Origin of the sequence: Flavobacterium sp., from assembly GCF_049318325.1 — a bacterium.
GTDB lineage: Bacteria > Bacteroidota > Bacteroidia > Flavobacteriales > Flavobacteriaceae > Flavobacterium.
Window position 1 is genome coordinate 1 of record NZ_JBMOGQ010000137.1, and the last position, 5,627, is coordinate 5,627.

Below are 5,627 nucleotides of genomic sequence, written 5' to 3' on the forward strand. Positions count from 1 at the left end.
CTAAAAGACACACTCCATCAGCCATATTTAATACACGTTCAACTTCACCACCAAAATCAGCGTGACCAGGAGTGTCAATAATATTGATTTTTGTTCCTTTATATACAACAGAAACGTTTTTAGAAGTAATCGTAATTCCTCTTTCTCGCTCCAGATCGTTGTTATCAAGAATTAAATCACCTGTATTTTCGTTTTCACGAAATAACTGACAGTGATACATAATTTTATCAACAAGCGTAGTCTTTCCGTGGTCAACGTGAGCAATAATAGCAATGTTTCTGATAGATTCCATCTTTGTTTTTTTGAAGGTGCAAAGGTACACTTTATTTTTAGATAAAAAACCAATAAACAATTAGTTTACTTTTTAATAATAGCGGAAGTTCCGTTTATAAAATCATTAATAAGTTTTTGGTTAAATTTTAAAACTCATATGAAAATATATATATTTGAGAAATGAAAAATAATTCTAATAAAATTACAATAATATACGTTCTTATTATGACGTTTATGGCTATAATTGGCTATAAATTATTTGTTTTTTATTTCCCAGAATCTTCTAACGAAACCCTGTTCAAATATAGTTTTACCAAAGATTTAATCTATATTATTTTTTCTGGTTTAATTCTAAAAGTCATTTTACATCAAAATGAAACTAGAAATAAATCAGTCTTTAAAAAATTAAAAGTTACCAATATTGAAATCAAAGAATCAAACGAGCGATATGATATTGTAGCTAAAGCAACAAGCGACACCATTTGGGATTGGAAAATAGAAGAAGATAGTATAATTTGGAATAAAGGAATTTATAGTGTTTTTGGATACCAAAAAGAAGATGTAGGTTCAACATCTAAATGGTGGTTTGACCGAATACATCCAGAAGACAGTTTAAAAATGTCTGTCAAACTTTATTCTTTTTTAGAGCAAAAAACTGAAAAATGGCAAGATGAATATCGATTTCAGTGTGCTGATGGTAGTTATAAGTATGTTTTTGACAGAGGTTTTTTGGTTAAAGATGCCAATGGAAAACCTATAAGAATGATTGGAGCTATTCAAGACGTTACCAAACAAAAAGAAGAAGAACAAAGACTTAGATTACTCGAAACAGTAATTACACAGTCTAAGGACGCCGTTATGATTACTGATATTGACACATCAAAAAATGTTATTCCAAATATAATATTCGTCAATTCAGCTTTTACGGATATTACCGGATATCCAGCTGATGAAGTTATTGGAAAATCTCCAGAAATTTTATTCGGAAAAAAATCAGATTTTTTAGAATTTGAAAAACTCAGAACGGCCGTTGAAGAATATAAAGAATGTTTTGTTGAAACAATAAGTTACAAAAAGAGTGGTGAAGAATTTTGGATCAATTTCTCGATGATTCCTGTAACTGATAAAGAAGGAGAACATTCTCATTGGATTTCTATTCAGAGAGATGTCACGGTAGAAAAAGAAAGAGAGAAAGAAAGAGAACAACTTATTAGGGAATTAACCCAAAACAATAAGGATTTAAAGCAGTTTTCATATATCACTTCTCATAATTTAAGGGCTCCTTTATCTAATTTAACCGGATTGCTCAATCTTATTGAAGAGATTCCAATTGAAGATTCAGAATTAAAAGAAATAATAAACGGGTTTTCAAAATCAACTCATTTGTTAAATGAGACGATAAATGATTTAGTTAAGGTAATTATTATCAAAGACAACCCTTCGATTCAAAAGGAAGAAATATTTATTAAGGATGTGTTCGAAAATGTTTTTAATCAATTGAGTTTCTTAATTAGTTCCAACAAACCTATTTTGAAAATTGATTTAGAAGTCGAAACTATTTTTAACATTAACAAGTCATATTTAGAAAGTATTTTTCTAAATTTAATGACGAATGCTATAAATTATCGAGAGCCAAGTAGACAATTAAGAATTACTATTGCTACAAAATTCGAAGAAAACAACCTATTTATGACATTCAAAGACAATGGAATAGGTATTGATTTAGAGAAAAATAATGATAAAATTTTTGGACTATATCAACGATTCCATAATTATCCAGAAAGTAAAGGATTAGGGTTGTATTTAGTTAAATCACAGGTAGAAAGTATGGGTGGAACTATTTCAGTTGACAGTAATGTTGGAAAAGGAACTACATTTACAATTGTTTTTAAATATAATTAAGTAATATGTTAGATAAAATACTCTGTGTAGACGATGACCCAATTACGCTCATGCTTTGTAAAAAAGTTGTTGAGAGAGTTGGATTTGCAAAAGAAATAATTACAGCCAAACATGGTCTAGAAGCAATTGAATACTTTGACAATCTATTTGAAGAAAGTAAAGTAAATGATTCAATTGTATATCCAAAGTTGGTGCTTTTAGATTTAAATATGCCTGTATTAGATGGATGGGGATTCCTGGAAACATATATACTTAAGAAATATGACAATTTATTTAGTTCGACTAAATTTATTGTTCTTTCATCTTCAGTTGATCCCTACGATATTAACAGATCTAAAAGCTATCCTGTTATAGGATTTTTATCAAAACCCATAACCAAAGAAATGTTAGAAAATCTAAAATATCAAATTATGTAAATCAAAGCACTTAATTGACCTGCAACCAAATAATTTAAAGAAATTAATGAAAAATGCCCCAAATAGTGTCTAACTTTTTGGGGCATTTTTAAAATTGAATGCTTTTATTACGAAGTTGTTTCAATTATAGTTTTGAAACGTGTTTAGTTAATTTGGATTTTAAATTAGAAGCTTTATTGTCATGAATGACATTTTTCTTAGCTAATTTGTCTATCATAGAAACAACAGAAGCTAATTTTGCAGAAGCATCAGACTTATCTGTTGCCAATCTTAATGCTTTTATGGCATTACGAGTAGTTTTGTGTTGGTATCTATTTAATACTCTTTTCTTTTCGTTACTTCTAATTCTCTTTAAAGCTGACTTATGATTTGCCATTTGTTATTTTTTTGTTTAAATTGTAGCCCGTAGGGGAATCGAACCCCTCTTACCAGGATGAAAACCTGGCGTCCTAACCGATAGACGAACGGGCCATCTTTCTCAATGCGGATGCAAAAATACAATTATTTTTTATTTCCACAATAGTGTGATTAAAAAAAAACTATTTTTTTTAATATGCTTTTGCAAACAGTACTCTTCCAGTTGATTTAGCTCCTGAAAAAACACATTTTCCTTCCTCTTCAACTCTATTTAATGGTATACAACGGATGGTTGCCTTGGTTAAATCTTTGATTTTTTCTTCCGTATCAGGAGTTCCATCCCAATGCGCAGAAATAAAACCTGTTTTGTTTTCCAAAACATTTTTGAATTCTTCAAACGTATTTACTTCTGTCACATGACTATTTCTATATTGCAATGCACGACTGAATAAATCATTTTGAATTTGTTCTAATAAATCCCCAATATAGTTTACTATTCCTTCTTTTGATTTTACTTCTTTAGACAACGTATCTCTTCTTGCAATTTCAAAAGTTCCGTTTTCTATATCTTTTGGTCCAATAGCAATTCTAACCGGAACGCCTTTCAATTCCCATTCGGCGAATTTAAATCCAGGTTTTTGAGTAGTTCGATTATCAAACTTAACAGAAATTCTAGATTTTTTGAACTGAGCAACCAAATCATTAGCCACATTTGAAATTTTATCAAATTCTTCGTCAGTTCTGAATATTGGAACAATGACAACCTGTATAGGTGCCAAATTCGGTGGTAAAACCAAACCATTATCATCAGAATGTGTCATAACTAAAGCTCCCATCAATCGTGTGGAAACTCCCCATGATGTTCCCCAAACATATTCTTGTTTACCTTCTTGATTAGCAAATTTTACATCAAAAGCTTTAGCAAAATTTTGTCCAAGAAAGTGAGATGTTCCTGCCTGTAATGCTTTCCCATCTTGCATCAATGCTTCAATACAATATGTTTCTTCAGCACCGGCAAATCTTTCAGTTTCAGTTTTCAATCCTTTAATAACTGGAATAGCCATAAAGTTTTCAGCAAAATCAGCATAAACATGCATCATTTTTTCCGATTCTTCAATAGCTTCTGCTTTAGTTGCATGAGCAGTATGGCCTTCCTGCCATAAAAACTCAGCAGTTCTAAGAAACAATCTTGTTCTCATTTCCCAACGCACCACATTAGCCCATTGATTAATTAACAATGGTAAATCTCTATATGACTGTATCCAGTTTTTATAAGTAGACCAAATAATTGCTTCACTAGTTGGTCGAACAATAAGTTCTTCTTCTAATTTGGCATTTGGGTCAACCATTAGCTTACCTGGTTTATCAGGGTCATTTTTTAATCTGTAATGAGTAACTATTGCGCATTCTTTAGCAAATCCTTCCGCATTTTTTTCTTCAGCTTCAAACATACTTTTAGGAACAAAAAGAGGAAAATAGGCATTACTATGCCCTGTTTCTTTAAACATTCTGTCTAATTCTGCTTGCATTTTTTCCCAAATTGCATATCCATATGGCTTGATAACCATACAACCACGTACACCAGAGTTTTCGGCCAAATCTGCCTTGACAACTAGCTCGTTATACCACTTTGAATAATCCACTTCTCTCTTTGTTAAGTCCTTGCTCATATTGAATACTTTGGCATAAAAATTGTTTAAGTAATTTTAACTAAATAGTTCCGCAAAACTAACTATTTTTGTATAGTCCAACAATAAAAATGCTATAGATATGAAAACTTATTATTTTAACAGTAAAAGATTATCCATATATGCTTTATTTGGATTTCTAACAATTGTCACATCTTCATGTGGATCTTATCAAAATAGTTCTTATTATGATAAAGATGGTGCTTATGGTAGTTCTCAAACTAACAATAATAATTCTCAAAGCAATAAATATCAAGAGTACTTTAGCGATTTAAATAAAGACGCTGAGGCATTTACCGGTATTGATAATTATACTTCAGTTGCTAATGATTCAATCAAAAAAACAGAAAATTACAATTCAAATAACGCTAGTTGGGGTAATAACCCTCAGAGTGTTACCATAAATGTTTATGATAACAATTGGGGGTATGGCTATTGGAATAACTGGTGGTACGGAAATTATTGGGGTTGGAATAATTGGTATGGTCCAGGTTGGGGATGGGGTATTGGTTGGAATAATTGGCCGGGGCCAGGTTGGGGATTAGGTTGGAATAACTGGTATGGAAATTCTTGGTGTGGAAATTATTACAACAATTATTATAATGGTGATAGAAGAGGTTATTCACATCCCTACTATTCAAATGGAAGTAGATACAGTGTTAGAAATGGCACTAGATCTTCAAATTATAATGTAAATGGGAGAAATAACCATTCTGTAACTCCTGGAACTAGAAATTTCAATACTAGAACTTCAAACTATCCTATTAGAAGTAATAATTCTTCTCAGCCAACTAGAAGCAATAATTCTTCTCAACCAACTAGAGGAAATAATTCATATCAACCAACGAGAAATAACAATAATCAATCGTCCCCTGTACGTTCCTATACTCCAAGTTCAAGCAATACACGTTCCACTTCTTCATTCGGTGGAGGAAGCTATGGTGGAGGAGGAAGATCATCTGGCGGCGGTGGAAGAAGATAAAAATAATTA

At 31.3% G+C, this 5,627-nt stretch carries 6 protein-coding genes and 1 tRNA gene; 3 read left to right on the forward strand and 4 right to left on the reverse strand.

Going from position 1 to position 5,627, the window contains the following annotated elements:
• Positions 1-292: GTP-binding protein (locus ACOYLP_RS10320; RefSeq protein ID WP_422856089.1), on the reverse strand; the 292-nt coding region annotated here is incomplete at its 3' end.
• A 161-nt stretch (positions 293-453) separates the two neighbouring features.
• On the opposite strand from ACOYLP_RS10320, the gene ACOYLP_RS10325 reads away from it, so the two are divergent.
• Together ACOYLP_RS10325 and ACOYLP_RS10330 are read left to right on the forward strand one after the other, a co-directional pair.
• Positions 454-2,175, forward strand: a complete 1,722-nt coding sequence (locus ACOYLP_RS10325) for a PAS domain-containing sensor histidine kinase (RefSeq protein WP_422856090.1) — start codon at positions 454-456, stop codon at positions 2,173-2,175.
• 5 nt (positions 2,176-2,180) lie between these two features.
• A complete protein-coding gene (locus ACOYLP_RS10330) occupies positions 2,181-2,591 on the forward strand; it encodes a response regulator (RefSeq protein ID WP_422856091.1) in 411 nt (136 codons plus the stop codon).
• Positions 2,592-2,715: 124 nt separating this feature from the next.
• On the opposite strand, the gene rpsT is transcribed toward ACOYLP_RS10330, so the two are convergent.
• The 3 genes from rpsT to proS all read right to left on the reverse strand — a co-directional run bounded on the left by rpsT (position 2,716) and on the right by proS (position 4,618).
• Entirely contained in the window at positions 2,716-2,967 is a 252-nt protein-coding gene (gene rpsT, locus ACOYLP_RS10335) for a 30S ribosomal protein S20 (protein ID WP_422856092.1), read from the reverse strand.
• A 23-nt stretch (positions 2,968-2,990) separates the two neighbouring features.
• A tRNA-Glu gene (locus ACOYLP_RS10340) sits at positions 2,991-3,062 on the reverse strand.
• A 77-nt stretch (positions 3,063-3,139) separates the two neighbouring features.
• The gene (gene proS, locus ACOYLP_RS10345) at positions 3,140-4,618 is read right to left on the reverse strand and encodes a proline--tRNA ligase (protein WP_422856093.1); all 1,479 of its coding nucleotides are present in this window, start codon (positions 4,616-4,618) and stop codon (positions 3,140-3,142) included.
• A 100-nt stretch (positions 4,619-4,718) separates the two neighbouring features.
• Here proS and ACOYLP_RS10350 point away from each other — a divergent pair, with 100 nt between their 5' ends.
• On the forward strand, positions 4,719-5,618 hold the full coding sequence (locus ACOYLP_RS10350; RefSeq protein ID WP_422856094.1) for a hypothetical protein: 900 nt from the start codon (positions 4,719-4,721) through the stop codon (positions 5,616-5,618).
• Positions 5,619-5,627: the final 9 nt, after the last annotated feature.